Origin of the sequence: Streptomyces carminius (genome assembly GCF_002794255.1) — a bacterium.
In the GTDB taxonomy this organism is placed as follows: Bacteria; Actinomycetota; Actinomycetes; order Streptomycetales; family Streptomycetaceae; genus Streptomyces; species Streptomyces carminius.
Genome location: NZ_PGGW01000039.1, coordinates 129,986 through 146,804 on the forward strand (window position 1 = coordinate 129,986; position 16,819 = coordinate 146,804).

Sequence of the window (16,819 nt, forward strand, 5' to 3'; positions counted from 1 at the left end):
GTGACCGCGACGGCGGGCGGCGTGTGGGGCCGCGCCGAGCAGCAGGACTTCCGCAGCCGGGTACGGGGCTGCCTGCTGGGCGGCGCCATCGGCGACGCGCTCGGCGCGGGCATCGAGTCCCACTCGCTGGAGGCCATCCGCGGCGCCCACGGCCCCGACGGGGTGGCCGACTACGTGCCCGCCTACGGGCGGCGCGGCGCCGTCACCGACGACACCCAGCTGACCCTGTTCACCGTCGACGGGCTCATCCGCGCCCATGTGCGGCGCGACACCGGCGCCTGGCACCCGCCGACCGACGTGCACGCCGCGTACCGCCGCTGGGCCGCCACCCAGCGGGACTGGGGGCCGGACGAACGCCGCAAGGAGGACGGCTGGCTGGCCCGCCAGGAGTGGCTGTACTCCCGGCGCGCACCCGGCCGCGCCTGTCTGACGGGGCTCGCCGACAACCGGATGGGCACACCGGCGGCGCCGAAGAACCCCGACTCCAAGGGCTGCGGCACCGTGACGCGCTCCGCGCCCTTCGGGCTGCTGGTCGGCTGGGAGCCGCAGCTGGTCTTCCAGCTCGCCGTCGAGTGCGCAGCCCAGACCCACGGCCATCCCACCGGATGCCTCGCGGCGGGCGCCTTCGCCGTCATCGTCCACACCGTCGCCCGGGGCGACAGCCTGGACGCCGGGGCGCAGCGCGCGCTGGTCCACCTGGCCACCCGGCCCGGCCACGAGGAGACCACCGACGCCCTCAAGCGGGCGCTCGGCACCGTACGCCAGGGGCTGCCGACCGCGGAGCGCGTCGAGTCGCTGGGGGAGGGCCGGACGGCGGAGGAGGCGCTGGCCATCGGGGTGTACTGCGCGCTGGTCGCCGAGGACGTGCGGCACGGTCTGCTGCTCGCCGTGAACCACGGCGGCGACTCCGACTCCACCGGCTCGGTCTGCGGCAACCTGCTGGGCGCCATGCACGGGGAGACCGCACTGCCGCCGAACTGGGTGGCCGAGCTGGAGGGCCGTGCCACGATCCTGGAACTGGCCGACGACTTCGCCATGGAGATGACCCAGGGGCCCGCCCTCCACAGCCCCTCGGTCCCGGCCGGCTCACCGGGCTGGCTGACCCGCTATCCGCGGGTCTGACGGCACGTCTCCCGGGCCGGGCCGGGCCGTACGGCGCCGGCCCCGGGCAGGGCCGAGCCCCCTCGGCCGGGACGGCGGACCGGACGAGAGGGCTCCGATCGGTGGGCGGCGGCCGGCGGCGGGCCGTGCCGTGCGGTCACGCGGTACGCGGCACGCTCAGTCCCGGGCGAACGCGCCCCGGCCGACGGCTCCCACGAACGCCGTCCAGGAGTGCGGGACGAAGGCCAGCGACGGCCCCTGCGGCGCCTTGGAGTCGCGTACGGCGACCGCCCGCGGTGCCGGGGACCTCACCTCCACGCACGCGCCGTTCCCCGTTGAGTGGCTGGACTTGGTCCAGCGGTCGGTCATGCCCTGTCGGATCGCCATTTCTGCTCCGGATCTCTACCAGAAGGTGAAAACAGTGGAAAGTGCCGGGCAAAACCCCGGCGCGCGGCTGACGCTACCGGCCAACCACGCCTGTTCAGGCCGCTGTTCACTCGTCCGAATGGCATATTCCAGAGGGCTCTTCACACCGGCTGTGCGGCGGTGTACGTTTACGCGCCGCTCGCCGCCGTACTGCCTGCCGCCTGCCGCGCTGCCGTCCTGCCGTGCGGGACCCCGGGCTCAGCCCCGGGTGTACTCCTTGGCGATGCCCTCGATGAACTCCCGCGTCTGGTCGGCGCTGAGCGCCTGAGCCCGCAGGTGTTCGTACATCACGCTGTAGCTGTGCACGTCGCCGGCCTTCTCCAGGTAGAGGTCGCTGGTGACCCCCTCCAGATAGACCACCGTGGAGTCCGCCGCGTCCGGGAACTCCAGGATCGCGTACTGGCCGTTGACCCCCGGGTGCGCCCCCATCTCGAAGGGCATCACCTGCACCGTCACATGCGGCAGCTGGGAGAAGTCGATCAGCTGCTCCAGCTGTTCCCGCATGATCTGCCGTCCGCCGACCCGCCGGCGGAGCGCGGCCTCGTCGATCACCGCCCACAGCCGCAGCGGGTTCCTGGTGTCGTGGATGCGCTCCTGGCGCCGTATCCGCACCTTCACCCGCTTCTCGACGTCCGCCGCCGAGGCCTCCGGCAGCGCGCCCGCGACGACGGCCTCCGCGTACGCCCGGGTCTGCAGCAGGCCCGGCACCACCTGCGGCTCGTACACCCGCAGGGACGCCGCGTCGGTCTCCAGGCCGATGTAGACGCTGTACGGGATGTCGCCGAACGCATGCCACCAGCCCTGCTGTCTGGACTCCTTGGCCATCTGCATCAGCGACTCGACTATGCGCCGGTCCTCGACCTCGTAGACCCCGCACAGGTCCCGGACGTCCCGCTGGCTGATGCTGCGGCGGCCGTTCTCCAGCCTGCTGATCTTGGACTGGGAGACCAGCAGCCGCTCGGCGACCTCCTCCGCCGTCATGCCCTTGAGTTCGCGGAGTCGGCGCAGCTCCTGGCCGAGCCGGCGACGTCTGACGGTGGGGTTGACGTTGGACGCCACAGTGCGCGCACCTCCGCTGATCCTCAACAGGACTGTTTCCCGAGCAGGTTGCCACCAACGATGACGGTTCCGCCGGGAAATGGCCACAGAGGGTACGTGCACACGAGCGCGGGGTGGCGGTCCACGGCCGTTTCCGGCCGGTGGACCGCCACCCCGCGCTCTGTGGCTGCTTCGTGGCTCCCGCCGTCGGGCCCGGCCGGACTCCACGGAGGGAATCCGGCGCGTCGCACCGGTGGCGGGTGCCGGGTCAGCGGGCGCCCGCGCGGGCCATCCCGCTCCGGCGCGCCTGCCCGGGCAGTTGCGGGGGCGCGGACGCCCTCGCGACCGACCGGCCGCCCGGACCGCCCGGGCCAACGGGGCCGCCCGGACCACCCGCGCCGGCCCTGCCCGGAGCGGCGCGGCGCGGCTGCGCCGCCACTCCGTTCTGCACGTCCATCACGGCGTGCGCGACAAGGCCGCCCATCGGGTCGTGCCTGATCAGATCCCGCAACCTGGAACGGGAGGACCGTCCCTCGTTGCCGGGGTACAGATGCTTGCCGAGACCGACCGCGTGGGCCAGGGCGGCGAGCGCCGCGGTCCGCGGGTCCGGCGGGACGCCGGTGCGGATCGCGCTGTCCAGCCGGGCCTTTATCTCCCGGCTGACCACGTTGTCCGTCGCCTGGTAACGGGTCGTCGGCAACACCCCGCACATCTGGCTCGAAACGGCATGCACCATGCCGCAGCGCTCCAGGTGTGTGAGATAGGTTTGGCGTAGCCCGAGCCTGGGCCCGCCGATCCAGTGGACCGCGCGCACGGGGCTGCCGCGCCTGCGCAGCAACTCCAGCGCGGAGTCCAGTGTCGGATCTCCGGTCGGCCGTGGCAGCACCACGGCGATGCGATCCCCATCAGGGGCTATCCGTCCTGCGAGAGCCAGCTCGACGAGCTGGGCCCCGGCCAGGCCGAGGTCGAGCGACTGCGGCTGTGCCGTGGTACCCGTGGTCGGGTCCAACGCCAGCAGCAGAAGCTCCTCCGGAAGTGTTCTGCGGCTCCTGCCCATCCATGCCTCCCCGCGTGGATGCATGACAGGGTGACCCCTCTCACAGAGGTCTGTCGAGAGTGCCTGAGTGGTTTGTCATGGAACCAGTAGGTATGTCGTTACCGTCTGGCAATTTAGCGGCCCTCCGGGGCCGCGAAACGGTGCCCGAGTGCCGGGGGAGGGGCGGCTCTCAGGACACTGTTTACTGATATGACGAGTGGCCAACGGCAAGCAGGAGGTCTCGGTGGCGGGCAAGTCCCCCGACAGGTCGGAACAGCAGATGTCGTCGGGGGAGAAGACGACGGAGAGGGTGGGAACGGTTCCCAAACCGGCGCGTGATCCTCGTATCGCGCTGAGCAATCCCTCTCCGGACGCGGGGAGGACCGGCCCGGATGCCGGAAGAGCCGGGAACGCCGGGTCCGGTGGCGAGGCCGGTGGCGACGAGGGCGGGAGGCCGGCGCCGAACGGCGCGGTGTCCGTGAAGACCGCCGGGGGGCCGGACGGGGAGGCTGCCGGGGAGGCTGCCGAGGGGAAGGTGCCCGAGGAGGCTCCGGCGGACGAGGCGGACGAGGGGACCGGGAGCGGGAGCGGCACCGGCGGCGGTGCCGACGACGACCGGGATGAGGACGGCGGGGACGGTGCCGTCTCCGGCGGAGCCGGTGAGGGAGCCGGTGAGACCGTGGGGGCGGCTGACGCCGCGGACCGCGACGCGTCCGAGGGCGCCGCCGAGGATGGTGTGGCCGGGGACGGGGAGTCCGTCGCGGAGGACTCGGAGCCGGCGGCGGTGGACCAGAAGACGGCGGTCTTCCGGGTGCCCCGGGACCGTTCGGAGAAGGACGGCACGGACGGGGACACCGGCAAGAACACCGGCAAGGACACCGGTGAGGCCGGGGACGGGCCGGAGGAGAAGCCCGCGGACACCGGAACGGTCGACCAGCCCACCGCGGTCTTCCGGGCGGTGCCCCCCGGAACCGACGCCGGAACCGACGCCGGAACCGGCACCCCGACCGACGCCGGACCGTCCGCGGAGCCGGAGAAGCCGGAGAAGGACGGGAAGGCGGAGACCGGGGCGGAGCGGACGAGCCGGTTCGTGCCGCTGAAGTCCGCCGACGGCCCCCGGACGTCCGAGCCCGCCGCAGTGACCTCCGGGAAGCCCGGGGAGTCCCCGGACACCGGTCTGCCGGAGGCCGAGCGGACGCGGCAGCAGCCGCTGCCGCCGCACCGCCCCCTGGAACTGCTGGCCGAGCTGACGAACAAGCCCGCCCCGCCGCCGACCCCGCTCCGTACCGCCCTGCGGCGCGTCAAGATCTGGTCGCCGCTCGCCGTGCTGCTGGCGATCGCCTTCTGCGTGGCGCAGCTGCTGCGTCCGCTGCCCGCGCCGGAACTGGTCCTCACCGCCGACTCCACCTACTCCTTCGAGGGCGACAGGCCCTCCCCGGCCTGGCCCCCGGAGGGGCAGGCCGTGGTGGAGGTCGAGGGGCTCGGCTCGCTCGGCTCCTACGGCGAGGAGAAGCCGGTGCCGATAGCGAGCGTGGCGAAGGTGATGACGGCGTACATCCTCCTGCGCGACCACCCCTTCGAGAAGGGGGAGGAGGGTCCCATGATCCCCGTGGACGAGAAGGCCGAGGAGGACGCGGGGCTCAGCGCCGAGGGCGAGTCCACCGTGGAGGTGGAGGCGGGCGAGGAGATCTCCGCCACGGAGGCGCTCAACGCCCTGATGCTGGCGTCCGCCAACAACGTGGCGCGGCTGGTGGCCCGCTGGGACGCGGGCTCCGAGAAGGCGTTCGTCGAGAAGATGAACGCCACCGCCGAGGAACTCGGGATGAGGAACACCACCTACACCGACGCCAGCGGGCTCCGCGAGGACACCGTCAGCACGGCCGCCGACCAGGTGAAGCTGGGCAGGAAGGTGATGGACTTCGAGATCTTCCGGGAGATCGTCAAGCAGCCCTCCTACACCGACCGCAACGGCACCGCGCACAGCAACTGGAACCGCCTCGTCCCGTACAACGGCGCCGTGGGCATCAAGACCGGCACCACCACCGCGGCCGGCGGCAACCTGCTCTTCGCCGGTGAGAAGGAGATCGGCGGCACCACCCAGCTGATCATCGGCGCCGTCCTCGGGCAGCACAAGCCGCCGATCATCGACACCGTCGTCAGTGAGAGCCGGGAGCTGCTGGTCTCCGTGCAGGAGGCCCTGAAGGCCGAGAAGATCGTCGCGAAGGGCGATGTGGTCGGCTACGTGGACGACGGCCTCGGCGGCCGTACCGAGGTGGTCGCCACCGAGGACGTCACGGCGGTCGGCTGGCCCGGTCTGGAGGTCGAGCTCGGCCTGACCGACGGCGGCGAGACCGTGCCGGGCGAGGCGGCACCGGGCGAGACCGTCGGCACCCTGACGGTGGGCAGCGGGCCGGGCCAGGTGAAGGTCCCGGTGGCACTCCGGCAGGAGCTGGCCGAACCGGGCATCGGGGCGCGGCTCACCCGCGTCCTGTAGGGCGGGTACGCAGTGCGCCCGGTGCGTCCGGCGCGTCCCGGGCATCGGGGGCGCCCGGTGCGAGAGGAACGCCGCGGTCCGGGGCCGGTGCCGGCCCCGGATCCCGGCCGGCCGCCCGCCGGCGGGGGGAGACCGAGACAGGAGTTACGGAACGTGGTGAGCGAAGCGGGGCCCCTGCGCCCGTACCGCACCCTTCGGCGGTTCCTCGCCGAGGCCGCCGGCCGGGTCCGCGCCCTGTGCGCCGCGGGCCCGGCCGGCACGGCGACGGTCGTCGGCACACTGCTGTTCGCCGCCGTACTGCACCTGCTGTGGTTCCTGCTGTTCGCCAACAGCGGCGGCGACCTGGCCGCGCAGGACGCCTGGGCGGAGTTCGTCGGCCGGTATCCGCGTTCCGCGTACAACCTGGCCTGGTACGGGGGGATGCACCCGGTCTCCTACAGCGTCCTCTCGCCGTACCTGATGGCGGTCATCGGGGTACGGGCCACCATGATCGTCGCCGGGACGCTCTCCGCGGGACTGCTGGCACTGCTCCTGGTCCGCTCCCCGCTGCGCCGGCCGCTGCCGGTCGCGCTGTTCGGCGCCTTCGCCCTGACCTGCAACGCCGTCTCGGGGCGGGTCACCTTCGGGCTGGGGATACTGTTCGCGCTGGGCGCGGTGACGGCGATCTGGGCCTGGCCGCCGCGGTGGCGGCACCGCCGGTGGGCCCGGGTGGTGACGGCCGCGGTGCTGTCCGGCCTGGCGACGGCGGGCAGCCCGGTGGCCGGGCTGTTCCTGATGGTGGTGGCCGCCGGACTGCTGCTCCAGGGCCGGTGGCGGGTGACGGTCGCGCTGGCGCTCCCGCCGCCCGTGGTGGTGGCCACCTCCGCGCTCCTGTTCCCCTTCCACGGCGAGCAGCCGATGCCGCTGTCGTCGCTGGCCTTCCCGGTGCTCTGCTCGGCGGCGGTGTGGGTGCTGGCCCCGCGCGAGTGGCGCACGGCCCGGCTCGGGGCGGCGGTGTACGGGCTGGGGGTGATCGCCACCTGGGCGATCCCCTCGCAGGTCGGCTCCAACGTGGAGCGGCTGGCGCTGATCTTCGGCAACGTGGTGCTGCTGGCGCTGCTGACCGAGCGGGTGGTCGCCCCCGCCGCCGGACGCCCCTGGTGGCACGCGCGCCGGTACACCGCGCTGCTGCTGGTCTTCACCACGGTCCTGGGCTGGCAGCTCTTCAAGCCGGTGTGGGACGTGGTGCGGACCACCCCGGACGCCGCCTGGGCCCGCGAGCTGGCCCCGCTGGTGGACCGGCTCCAGCGGGTGGACGCCGAGCGCGGCCGGGTCGAGGTCGTCCCCGTGCGCAGCCACCGCGAGGCGTCCGCCCTGGTGCCGTACGTCAACCTCGCCCGCGGCTGGAACCGGCAGGCCGACACCGAGCGCAACCCCCTCTTCTACGACGAGGACGTCCCGCTCACCGCGGACTCCTACCGCCGCTGGCTGGACCGCTGGGCGGTGCGCTACGTGGTGCTGCCCAGCGACGACCCGGACGGTGCGGGCGAGGCGGAGGCCGAGCTGGTGCGCGGCGGGCTGCCGTATCTGGAGGAGGTCTGGTCGGACGCCAACTGGCGGCTGTACCGGGTCGTCGACCCGGTGCCGATGGCCGATCCGCCCGCCGAGGTCGTACGGGCCGCCGCGGAGGGGGTGGAGGTCTCCGTGCCCGAGCCGGGGGAGGTGCGGGTCCGCATACCCTGGTCGCCGTGGCTGGGACTGGTGGACGAGGAGGGGAAGCCGGTCGAGCCGCCGGAGGAGGGCGAACCGAACGCGGCGGGCTGTCTGCGGGCGGCCGAGCCGGTGACGGAGGGCAGACAGGACGGCGGCAACGTGGGCGACGGCGAGGAGGATCCGCCGGCCGACGAGTGGACGGTGCTGGAGGCGCCCGCCCCCGGCACCTACCGGATCGCCGCGCCCTACCGGCTGCCGCGCGGCACCCCGTGCCCGGCGCCGGAGGAGCGCGGGGCGGACTGAGCCGGGCCCGGCCCGCTCCGCGCGCCCGGTGAGCCGGGTCCGGTCACGGGCCGGCCCGTGACCGCACCCGCACATGACCGGGCCCGCACCGGGAATCCCGTAGGCCATGGCGAACACGTGGTGGGCCCTGCTGCGCGGCACGGTCAAGGAGTTCCTGGACGACGAGATCCCCGACCGGGCGGCGACCCTCACCTACTACGGGGTGCTGTCGATCTTCCCGGCGCTGCTGCTGCTGGTCTCGCTGCTGGGCACGGTCGGTGAGCGGGCGACCGAGACCATCCTGGAGAACCTGGAGCAGCTCACCCCCGGCCCGGCCCGCGAGATCCTGTTCGACGCCGTGAACGAACTGCAGCGCGGCACCGGCGGCGGCCTGCTGGCGATCTTCAGCCTGCTGGCCGCGATCTGGGCGGCCTCCGGCTACGTGGCCGCGTTCATCCGCACCGCCAACCACGTCTACGACATCCCCGAGGGCCGCCCGGTGTGGAAGCTCACCCCGCTGCGGATCGGCGTCACGCTGGTGCTGATGGTGCTGCTCGCACTGAGCGCGGTGATCGTGGTGTTCACGGGCGGGATCGCGGAGAAGGTCGGGAAGGTCGTCGGCCTGGGCGACCAGGCGCTGCTGGTGTGGTCGATCGCCAAGTGGCCGGTGCTGGTGCTGCTGGTGGCGGCGATCATCAGCACGCTGTACTGGTCGGCGCCCAACGCCCGGCTGCGGGGGCTGCGGATGGCGCCCGGCAGTGTGCTCGCCGTGCTGCTGTGGCTGGTCGCCTCGGCGGGCTTCGCGGTCTACACGGCGAACTTCGGCTCGTACAACAAGACCTACGGCACGCTCGCCGGGGCCGTCGTCTTCCTGGTGTGGCTGTGGCTGTCGAACCTGGCCATCCTGCTCGGCCTGGAGCTGGACGCGGAGCTGGCCCGCCGGCGGGCGTACGCCGGCGGGCTGCCGCGCGGGGAGGAGCCGTACGTGGAGCCGCGCGACACCGCCAAGTGGCCGCGCGCGCTCCGTCTGGAGTTCAAGCGCCGCCGCCGGGAGCGGCGCCACGCCGCGGACGGCACGGCGGACGGCACCCCGGACGACGCCGCCGCGGACGACAAGGCGGACGGCGCGCCGCCCGCCGGCTCAGTGGTGCGGGAGAAACGCGACCAGCCGGCGGACTGAGCCCGGCACCTCCCCGTTGTGCCGCGCCAGATACGGCCGGGGCCGGGGCCGCTGCCACCGGTGCCGGTGGCGCAGCGCCAGGGCCGCCAGGGCGAGGGCCAGCACGAGGCCGCCGCCCGCGGCCAGCGGCCGGGCCCCGCGCCGTCCCGCCTGTGCCGCCTGCGCGGCCCTGCGCCGCGCGTGCTTCTTGACGTCGGTCCTGGCGGCCAGCTCCTCGAGGGTGTCGCCGAGCTCCCGGCGGGTCCGCTCGATACGGGCGCGCAGTTCCGCCGGGGTGTCCGGGTCGGCGGGGATGCCGGGGAGGCCGGAGGCGCCGGGATCGCTCGAAGCGGTCATCGCCGCACCCTTCCCCTGATCTCGTCGAAGTCCTCGTGCATGCCCCGGATCGCGCCCTCCGGCTTCACCGGTGCCGCCTTGCGCACCTCCTGCCTGCCCAGCAGCGCCAGCAGGCCGGCGACCAGGAACAGCACCACCATCACCACCAGGGCCGACAGCCACACCGGCCACACCACGGACAGCCCGGCGATCGCGGACGCGATCCCGGCCTGCACCGCGAGGAAGGCGACCGTCGCGGCGCCGCCCAGCAGTCCGCCGCCCAGCCCGGCCCGTTTGCCCTTCTCGGCCATCTCCGTCCGGGCGAGCTGCATCTCCTCCCGTACGAGCTGCGACATCTGCGCGGTGGCGCGTGCCACCAGCTCACCGACGGAGTGTTCGCTCCCGCTCCGGTGTCCGTCCATCCGATGCATCGTGCTCATCGTCGTTGCGCTCCCCTCGTGGGTCACCGCTGCGAGTACCTCCGCTCACGGTCGGCTAACCATGTGTCACCCGATCGTCAGTCCGGCCGCCGTGCCCGTCCGGCCGGACGGGCGGTCCGGGGCGTGCGCAACAGGCCATTCCCGTGCCGTCCGGCCGGGCGGGGGCGCGAAGGGCGCGGTTCCCCGCGTTTCCCGTGTTTCCCGCGCTTCCCCGTGCTCGCGGGCGCGGTACGAGACGGCCCATACCGGGGCGAGCGCGGTCGCCGGGGCGGCGCCGCGATGGCCGGTTGGCGCCGGTCGTTCCGGCAGGTCCTCTTGTCCGGCGGCGCCGGTCCCCCTAGGAAGACTGGCGGCGCGGCGTGCGGAGGTGCCGCCGGACGCGTCGTCCGGCTGTGCGACCGGCTCCGCTCCCCACGGCGGGCGAGCGGGCGGGCGGAGAGGAGCTGAGACATGCCAGGGCTGTGGCGGCGTGACCGGTCACGGGAACGATTACGGGACCGGTCGCGGGACCGGCGGCGGAAGCGGCCACCAGGACGCGCGCTGTCCCGGCTGGCGGCGGGGGCGGCCCTCACCGTGGCGGTGCCGGGGGCCCTCGCCGTTCCGGCGGACGCCCGCACCACCGGCCCGCCGGACCGGGCCCCGGCGATCGGTGCGGCCGGTGCGGCGGGCCCGGCCGCCGAGACGGCCCGGGCTCGGGCCGAGGCCCGCCGCACCGGGAAGTCCGTCGAGCTGGCCTCGCGCACCACGGAGACCGCCCGCACCGTCGTCAACCCCGACGGCACCCGCACCACCACCCTGACCCCCGGGCCCGAACGCGTCCGGCGCGACGGGCGGTGGCGGCCGGTGGACGCGACCCTCGTCCGGCGCGGCGGACGCGTCGAGGCCCGCGCCCACCCCGGGGACCTCACCCTGGACGCGGGCGGCGGCGAGCGCCCCCGCTCCCTCGCGGCGGCCGGTGAGGCCGCCCCGCGCGACCTGGTCACCCTCGGCACGGGCGAGGGCGAGATCACCCTCCAGTGGCGGGGCGGCCTGCCCGCGCCGGTGCTGGCGGGTACCACCGCCCGCTACCCGGACGCCGTACCCGGCGCGGACGTGCTGGTGGAGGCCACCCGCACCGGCTTCGAGCAGTTCGTGGAGATCAAGCGCCGCCCGGACACCGACCGCTACTCCTACACCCTGCCCGTCCGCACCGAGGGCCTGCGGGCCGCGGCGCAACCGGACGGCTCGGTGCTGTTCACCGACGCCGCCACCGGACGGCAGCGGGCGGTGCTGCCCGCGCCGGTGATGTGGGACGCGGCCGTGGACCCGGTCTCCGGCGAGCACACCCGCCGCGCGCCGGTGGACATGGCGGTGGTCGAGCGCGGTCCCGGCGCGGTCGACCTGGTCCTCACCCCCGACGCCGACTTCCTCGCCGACCCCGCCACCCGCTACCCCGTCACCGTCGACCCCGGCGCCTCGGAGCTGAGCGCGGCCTTCGACACCTACGTGCAGCAGGGCGAGACGGTCGACTGGTCCGGCGACACCGAACTCGACTTCGGCAACCCGGGCACGGTCAACGAGGACGGCACCCCCCGGACCGCCCGGTCCTTCATCCAGTGGGGCTTCGGCGGCCTCGCGGGCGCCAACGTCTTCTCCGCCGAGCTGTTGCTGTGGAACTTCCACTCCGGCAACACCGACTGCGAGCCCCACTCGTGGACTCTGTGGTCCACCGGCGCCCCGTCCCGGGCCTCGCGGTGGGACCGGCAGCCCGAGTGGACGGAGCTGTACGCCTCCTCCGCCGAGACCAGGGGCAACCCGGCCTGCGGCGAGCCCGGCTGGATCACCGCGGACGCCACCGACCTGGTGCAGTCCTGGGCCCACCGGCGGACCAGCGACGCCTACCTGGGCATTCAGGCCAGCACCGACGCCGTCGGGGGCTGGAAGCGCGTCAACTCCTCCGAGCACCCGGAGAACCAGCCCCGGCTGACCGTCACCTACAACATCCCGCCGATGACCGCCTTCAACCCGATGGCCGGGCCGCCGTTCGAGCAGGGCAACGACGGGGTGTGGCAGGTGGACACCCTCACCCCGACCCTGCGGACCATCGTCTACGACGCCGACGGCGACCGGGTGGACACGGCCTTCGAGGTCTACGACACCGGGACCGGTCGGCTGATCGCCGTCCTGGAGTCCGGGCCGCGGGACTCCCTGGGGACCGCCGAGGTCGTGGTGCCGCCGGGACGGCTGGCGGACGGCGGGACGTACGCCTTCCGGACCCAGGGCTACGACGGGACGCACTACAACCCCGACTGGTCCGCCGAGGTGCCGTTCACCGTCGCCCTGCCGACCGAGGAGCCCCCGGACGACTGCGAGGAGCCCCCGGACGACGGCTGCGAACCGCCGGACGAGGGCCGCTGACGTCCCCGGCACCGGGCGGGGCGGGGCGGAGCCGTGGCCGCCCGCCGCCCCGGTGCCGGGGACTTGGTTTCGGCCGGTCGGCCCGGCCGGATCCGCACTCGGCCGCAGCGGAACGGCGCCCGGCCGGTACCGGGGGATGCCGACCCGCGCCCGTGCCACGGTGCCGATCCGGGCGGGGCCCGTTCGTGCGCCGCCGTCGGACTCCCCCGGGGAACGGCCCGCCCGGCACGCCGGCGGCGTAGGCTCCTCACCGGGAGAGCTGACACCCTTTCAGCAGCCTTCCCGGAAGTTCCCCCAGGGCCGGGGGCAGGCCGCCCCGGCCCGCCCGGCCCCCACGGAACGGAGTCCGCCCATGCCCCCGGCGTTCCCGGACGACCGCCCCGCCGACGACCGCCCCACCCCGGCCGCCGGGCCGCACGCCGTGGTGATCGGCGCAGGCATCGCGGGGCTGACGGCGGCCCGCGCGCTCGCCGACGCCTGTGAGCGGGTCACCGTGCTCGACCGCGACGTCCTGCCCGCCGTCCCGGCACCCCGCCGGGGCACCCCGCAGAGCCGCCACCTGCACGTCCTGCTCGCGCGCGGCGCCGAGGCCCTGGACGAGCTGTTCCCCGGCTTCCTGGACGAGCTGGCCGAGGCCGGAGCCGTACGCGCCGACACCCAGGGCGACGCCCACTGGTACTTCGACGGCCACCACGTCCGCCGGGCGCCCTCCGGGCTGTTCTCGTACGGCCTGAGCCGACCCCTGCTGGAACACCGGGTGCGCGAGCGCGTCACCGGCCTCGGCAACGTCACGCTCATGCCCTCGACCGAGGTGCTCGGCCCGGTCACCACCCCCGACCGCACCCGGATCACGGGCGTACGGACGCGTCCACTCCCCGACGGCACCGACGGCACCGGCGGCACCGACGCCGCCGGGGAGACGGTGCTCGACGCGGACCTCGTCGTCGACGCCGCCGGCCGCGGCTCCCGCACCCTGCACTGGCTGACGGAACTGGGCCACCCGCTGCCCGCGAAGACGGAGGTCCGCGCCGACATCGTCTACGTCACCCGCCACTTCCGGCGCGAACCCCACCACCTCGGCGGCCGGAAGGCCGCGGCGATCGTGGGCTATCCCGGGCACCCGCGCTCGGGAGCCCTGATCACCGTGGAGGGGGACCGCTTCGCGGTCGTCCTCGCGGGCCAGTACGGCGAGGAGCCCCCGACCGACGAGGCGGGCATGCTGGCCTACGCCGAGAGCCTGGCCGGACCCGACGTGGCCGAGGTGCTGCGCACCGCCGAACCGCTGGACGAGCCCGCGCGGACGCGCTACCCCGCCAGCGTCCGCCACCACTACGAGAAGCTGGACCGCCACCTCGGCGGTTTCCTCGTCACGGGCGACGCCCTGTGCACCTTCAACCCGGCCTACGGCCAGGGCATGACGGCGGCGGCCCTGGAGGCACTGCTGCTGCGCCGCCTCCTGGCCGAGGGCCCCGGGCCCGGCCCCGGCCCCGATCCCCACGACCTCCCCCGGCGCTTCTTCCGCGCCGCCGCGAAGGCGGTCGACACCCCGTGGCTGCTCGCCGCGGGCGGCGACCTGCGCTTCCCCGAGGCGGAGGGGCGGCGCGGACCGGCCGACGTCCTGCTCGACCGCTACCTCACCCGCTACCGCGCCGCGGCCTCCGTCGACGCCGCGCTGGGGCGGACGTTCCTGCGCGTCGTCCACATGGTCGAGCCGCCCACCGCGCTCCTGGCCCCCGGCCGGGTGCTGCGCGCGCTGCGCGCCGCCCGCCGGGCCACCGCCCCCGGAACGGCCGGAGGCTGACCGCCCCGGCCCGTCCTCCGGCACTACTCCCGGTACACCGGCGGCTCGGTGGCCGCCAGCCAGGCCAGCCCGCCCCACACCAGCGCCGCCGCCACGGCCAGCGCCGCACCGGCCGACAGCGCACTCCGTACCCCGGCGCGCTCCACCCGGCCGTCCAGCACGCGGTGCGTCAGCAGCAGGACGGCGACGGCGGCGGCGGGCACGCCGAGCACCAGCAGCGGCAGCTCGACGTAGAGCACGCTCGGATCCCGGCCCTCGCCCTCGAAGCCGCCCATGAGATGGCGTTCGGCGCCGATCGTCCACGCGACCAGCCCCGTGCCCGCGCCGAGCCCTGCCAGGTATCCGGCCTCGGCCGGTACGGTCCGTCTCCCCATACGGGGAGGACGCGGGCCCCGGGCCCGGAAGTTCCCGCTCACCTGCGTGTTTCCCGCCGGCCCCCTGCCGGATCGCCTGCCGGGCCCCCGCTGCGTTCCCCGCCGCGCCCCTGCCCCGCGCTCCTGCCCCGGGCGCCGTTCCGCCGTAGGCTGGTGCGGGTGATCAGAGCCGTCGCCTTCGACATCGGCGAGACCCTCGTCCGCGACGACCGGTACTGGGCGGGCTGGGCCGACTGGCTCGGCGTGCCCCGGCACACCATGGCCGCCCTGGTCGGCGCCGTCGTCGGGCAGGGCCGGGACAGCGGCGACGCCCTGCGGCTGCTGCGGCCGGGCATCGACATCGGCGCCGAGTACCGCGCCCGGGAGGCCGCCGGGCGCGGCGAGCACCTGGACGAGAGCGACCTCCACCCCGACGTCCGCCCCGCCCTGACGGCGCTGCGCGAGGCCGGGTTCCGCGTCGTCGTCGCCGGGAACCAGACCGCCCGCGCCGGGCAGCTCCTGCGCGCCCTCGACCTCCCGGCCGACGCCGTCGCCACCTCGGAGGAGTGGGGCGTGGCCAAGCCCTCGGCCGGCTTCTACGCCCGCGTCACCGAACTCGCCGATGCCGCCCCGCAAGAGATCGTGTACGTCGGCGACCACCCGGTCAACGACGTGGCCCCGGCCAAGGCGTACGGCCTGCGCGTCGCCCATCTGCGGCGCGGGCCCTGGGGCCACCTGTGGGCCGGCACCCCCGAGACCGAGCCCGCCGACTGGCACCTCGACTCCCTGCACGACCTGCGGGGTCTGATCACGTCCTGACCCCACACTCGCCCGCCACCCACCACACATGGAGGCGGCCTCCCGGGATCTCCCGGAAGGCCGCCTCCGTGCGCCTCCGCCGACCGCTGCCGCGGCCGGTCAGTCCGTGGCGCGGCGCCTGCGGGCCGCGACCAGCCCGACCCCGGCCAGCAGCACGGCCACACCCGCCCCGGCGATGTAGGGCGTGGTGTCATCACCGCCGGTCTCGGCCAGTTCCGTGCCGTCCTGCTCCTGGCCCGTGCTCTCCTCGACGCCGGACGACTCCTCGCCGCCCTTGCTCTCGTCCTCCGCCGGGGCCGGGACGAAGTCGGCCGGCGGCTTGTCACAACCGACACCGTCCCTGTCGCGGTCCAGCTTGGGGGCGTAGTGCGAGCTGCTCTCCGGGATGTTGGAGTGACCGGCCTCGTAGGCGGCGGTGCAGTTCTCGAACGGGTTTCCCCCGCCGTGGGCGGAGGCGGTGACGGACGGCAGGACGGCCAGCGCCAGAGCGCTGACGGCGACGGCGGCGGGCTTGATGAGCTTCACGTTGGTGCCCCTTGTTGAACCGGAAACGAACTTGCGTCGCCGAACGTATCCGCTCCGTCCCGCTCCGTCAGGAGAACTCGCGCACGGTGATGAGAACGTGACCATCCGTCAAGCGCGCCGAACGAGCCACGCGCGGGAAAGACGACGTCGACGGCGTCGCCCCCTGGCACAGTGACGGAACCACATCGGGTGAACGATGGAACGGATGCCGAGTTGACCACAGCCGCGGACGTACCGCTGATCCGGATGAGCGGGGTGTGCAGGGCGTACCGCTCCGCCGCCGAGACCGTGTGGGCGGCGCGGGACGTGGAGTTCACCGCCCGGGCGGGGGAGTTCGTGTGCGTCCACGGCGCCAGCGGCTCCGGCAAGTCGACGCTGCTGAACCTGCTGGCCGGCCTGGATCTCCCCGACTCCGGTGAGATCCGGGTCGGCGACGTCGACGTGGGCACGGCCGACGAGGCCCGGCGCGCCGCGTTACGCCTGCGCACCGTCGGCGTCGTGTTCCAGGAGCACAACCTGATCGAGGAGTTCACCGCCGCGGAGAACGTCGCGCTGCCGCTGGAGGCGCGCGGCCTCCCGGTCGGCGAGGCGCACGAGGAAGCGCTGGCGCAACTGGCCCGCGTCGGTCTGTCCGGGCCGGCGGACCGGCTGCCGTGGCAGCTCTCCGGCGGTCAGCGGCAGCGGGTGGGCGTGGCACGGGCGCTGACCGGGCGGCGGGAGATCCTGCTGGCGGACGAGCCGACCGGCGCGCTGGACTCGGCGGCCACCCGGGACCTGTTCGGGCTGTTCCGGGAGCTGTGCGACGAGGGCGTGCTGGCCGTGGTCTGCTCGCACGACCCGCGCTGCCGCGAGTACGCCGACACCGTCCACGAGGTCGTCGACGGCCGGCTGGAATTCCGTTCGTGAACCCCATGGAGACC

At 74.7% G+C, this 16,819-nt stretch carries 15 protein-coding genes; 8 read left to right on the forward strand and 7 right to left on the reverse strand.

What is annotated here, in order from left to right; all coding sequences use genetic code 11:
* Window positions 1-1,122 (forward strand): ADP-ribosylglycohydrolase family protein, encoded by a 1,122-nt coding sequence (locus CUT44_RS11050; protein ID WP_100201760.1) that lies wholly within the window; start codon window positions 1-3, stop codon window positions 1,120-1,122.
* 156 nt (window positions 1,123-1,278) lie between these two features.
* Here the strand turns inward: CUT44_RS11050 and CUT44_RS11055 are convergent, their stop codons facing one another.
* From CUT44_RS11055 to CUT44_RS11065, 3 genes are all read right to left on the reverse strand, one after another.
* Complete coding sequence (locus CUT44_RS11055; protein ID WP_100201761.1) at window positions 1,279-1,488, reverse strand: DUF397 domain-containing protein; 210 nt, start codon at window positions 1,486-1,488, stop codon at window positions 1,279-1,281.
* A 237-nt stretch (window positions 1,489-1,725) separates the two neighbouring features.
* Window positions 1,726-2,586, reverse strand: coding sequence for a helix-turn-helix domain-containing protein (locus CUT44_RS11060; protein ID WP_100201762.1), 861 nt, complete (start codon window positions 2,584-2,586; stop codon window positions 1,726-1,728).
* 247 nt (window positions 2,587-2,833) lie between these two features.
* Window positions 2,834-3,622: a GOLPH3/VPS74 family protein gene (locus CUT44_RS11065; protein WP_100201763.1), complete on the reverse strand. Its 789-nt coding sequence runs from the start codon at window positions 3,620-3,622 to the stop codon at window positions 2,834-2,836.
* Between the two features lie 196 nt (window positions 3,623-3,818).
* Between CUT44_RS11065 and CUT44_RS11070 the strand changes: the two genes are divergently transcribed.
* The 3 genes from CUT44_RS11070 (at window position 3,819) to CUT44_RS11080 (ending at window position 9,249) form a co-directional block, all read left to right on the forward strand.
* Window positions 3,819-6,095, forward strand: a complete 2,277-nt coding sequence (locus CUT44_RS11070; protein WP_332888259.1) for a D-alanyl-D-alanine carboxypeptidase — start codon at window positions 3,819-3,821, stop codon at window positions 6,093-6,095.
* 156 nt (window positions 6,096-6,251) lie between these two features.
* Window positions 6,252-8,090, forward strand: coding sequence for an MFS transporter (locus CUT44_RS11075; RefSeq protein ID WP_408646735.1), 1,839 nt, complete (start codon window positions 6,252-6,254; stop codon window positions 8,088-8,090).
* A 106-nt stretch (window positions 8,091-8,196) separates the two neighbouring features.
* Entirely contained in the window at window positions 8,197-9,249 is a 1,053-nt protein-coding gene (locus tag CUT44_RS11080) for a YihY/virulence factor BrkB family protein (protein WP_100201764.1), read from the forward strand.
* Here CUT44_RS11080 and CUT44_RS33510 read toward each other — a convergent pair.
* Together CUT44_RS33510 and CUT44_RS11090 are read right to left on the reverse strand one after the other, a co-directional pair.
* Entirely contained in the window at window positions 9,211-9,585 is a 375-nt protein-coding gene (locus tag CUT44_RS33510) for a DUF3618 domain-containing protein (RefSeq protein ID WP_100201765.1), read from the reverse strand. The two genes, CUT44_RS11080 and CUT44_RS33510, sit on opposite strands and share 39 nt — an antisense overlap.
* Entirely contained in the window at window positions 9,582-10,004 is a 423-nt protein-coding gene (locus CUT44_RS11090; RefSeq protein WP_233221340.1) for a phage holin family protein, read from the reverse strand. The genes CUT44_RS33510 and CUT44_RS11090 overlap by 4 nt, the downstream gene beginning before the upstream one ends.
* Window positions 10,005-10,454: 450 nt before the next feature.
* On the opposite strand from CUT44_RS11090, the gene CUT44_RS34500 reads away from it, so the two are divergent.
* Both CUT44_RS34500 and CUT44_RS11100 read left to right on the forward strand, forming a co-directional pair.
* Window positions 10,455-12,401, forward strand: coding sequence for a DNRLRE domain-containing protein (locus tag CUT44_RS34500; RefSeq protein WP_146252197.1), 1,947 nt, complete (start codon window positions 10,455-10,457; stop codon window positions 12,399-12,401).
* Window positions 12,402-12,753: 352 nt separating this feature from the next.
* Complete coding sequence (locus CUT44_RS11100; RefSeq protein ID WP_199185672.1) at window positions 12,754-14,202, forward strand: NAD(P)/FAD-dependent oxidoreductase; 1,449 nt, start codon at window positions 12,754-12,756, stop codon at window positions 14,200-14,202.
* Window positions 14,203-14,225: 23 nt separating this feature from the next.
* On the opposite strand, the gene CUT44_RS33515 is transcribed toward CUT44_RS11100, so the two are convergent.
* Window positions 14,226-14,576, reverse strand: a complete 351-nt coding sequence (locus CUT44_RS33515) for a hypothetical protein (protein WP_100201901.1) — start codon at window positions 14,574-14,576, stop codon at window positions 14,226-14,228.
* Between the two features lie 159 nt (window positions 14,577-14,735).
* Here CUT44_RS33515 and CUT44_RS11110 point away from each other — a divergent pair, with 159 nt between their 5' ends.
* Window positions 14,736-15,374 carry an HAD family hydrolase gene (locus tag CUT44_RS11110; protein ID WP_199185673.1) on the forward strand — a complete coding sequence of 213 codons (639 nt, stop codon included), beginning with the start codon at window positions 14,736-14,738 and terminating at the stop codon, window positions 15,372-15,374.
* Window positions 15,375-15,473: 99 nt separating this feature from the next.
* Here the strand turns inward: CUT44_RS11110 and CUT44_RS11115 are convergent, their stop codons facing one another.
* Complete coding sequence (locus tag CUT44_RS11115; protein WP_100201767.1) at window positions 15,474-15,899, reverse strand: excalibur calcium-binding domain-containing protein; 426 nt, start codon at window positions 15,897-15,899, stop codon at window positions 15,474-15,476.
* Between the two features lie 213 nt (window positions 15,900-16,112).
* Between CUT44_RS11115 and CUT44_RS11120 the strand changes: the two genes are divergently transcribed.
* Window positions 16,113-16,805, forward strand: coding sequence for an ABC transporter ATP-binding protein (locus CUT44_RS11120; protein WP_233221341.1), 693 nt, complete (start codon window positions 16,113-16,115; stop codon window positions 16,803-16,805).
* Window positions 16,806-16,819: the final 14 nt, after the last annotated feature.

Coding starts and splice junctions, on each gene's coding strand:
- CUT44_RS11055 (WP_100201761.1), bottom strand. CDS start 1,488: ATGGCGATCCGACAGGGCATGACCGACCGCTGGACCAAGTCCAGCCAC.
- CUT44_RS11065 (WP_100201763.1), bottom strand. CDS start 3,622: ATGGGCAGGAGCCGCAGAACACTTCCGGAGGAGCTTCTGCTGCTGGCG.
- CUT44_RS11080 (WP_100201764.1), top strand. CDS start 8,197: ATGGCGAACACGTGGTGGGCCCTGCTGCGCGGCACGGTCAAGGAGTTC.
- CUT44_RS33510 (WP_100201765.1), bottom strand. CDS start 9,585: ATGACCGCTTCGAGCGATCCCGGCGCCTCCGGCCTCCCCGGCATCCCC.
- CUT44_RS11090 (WP_233221340.1), bottom strand. CDS start 10,004: ATGAGCACGATGCATCGGATGGACGGACACCGGAGCGGGAGCGAACAC.
- CUT44_RS34500 (WP_146252197.1), top strand. CDS start 10,455: ATGCCAGGGCTGTGGCGGCGTGACCGGTCACGGGAACGATTACGGGAC.
- CUT44_RS11100 (WP_199185672.1), top strand. CDS start 12,754: ATGCCCCCGGCGTTCCCGGACGACCGCCCCGCCGACGACCGCCCCACC.
- CUT44_RS33515 (WP_100201901.1), bottom strand. CDS start 14,576: ATGGGGAGACGGACCGTACCGGCCGAGGCCGGATACCTGGCAGGGCTC.